Raw genomic sequence first — 471 nt, forward strand, 5'->3', positions numbered from 1 at the left:
GGCTGAAAGGCACGGATGAAACGAGAGGAGAGGGGACCGACGGCGAATATGTGAAACAAGCGAAAATCGGTCATGCTGTAATGGACGCGGATATCGTCATATCGCTCAGCCACTTTAAGGGACACGAATGCGCCGGCTTCGGCGGCGCGCTCAAGAATATCGGCATGGGCTGCGGTTCCCGCGCCGGCAAAATGGAAATGCACTCTCAGGGCAAGCCGCACGTAGACCCCGCGCGGTGTATAGGCTGCGGCGCGTGCCAAAAAGTGTGCGCCCACAGCGCTATTACCGTTGCGGACAAAAAAGCGTCTGTTGACCACGCGAAATGCGCGGGCTGCGGGCGGTGCATAGGCGTGTGCCCCAAAGACGCGGTGCGGGCGGCGAGCGACGAGACGAACGAGATTTTGAACAAGAAAATCGCCGAATACTCGGCGGCGGTGCTGCGCGGGCGTCCCGCGTTCCACATAAACGTGG

At 60.3% G+C, this 471-nt stretch carries 1 protein-coding gene; it reads left to right on the forward strand.

From position 1 onward, the window contains the following. Positions 1–50: 50 nt before the first annotated feature. Positions 51–471, forward strand: a 421-nt coding sequence (locus AWU74_RS08155; RefSeq protein ID WP_306701108.1) for a DUF362 domain-containing protein, incomplete at its 3' end; no start/stop codon positions are given.

Source organism: Treponema endosymbiont of Eucomonympha sp. (assembly GCF_001028545.1).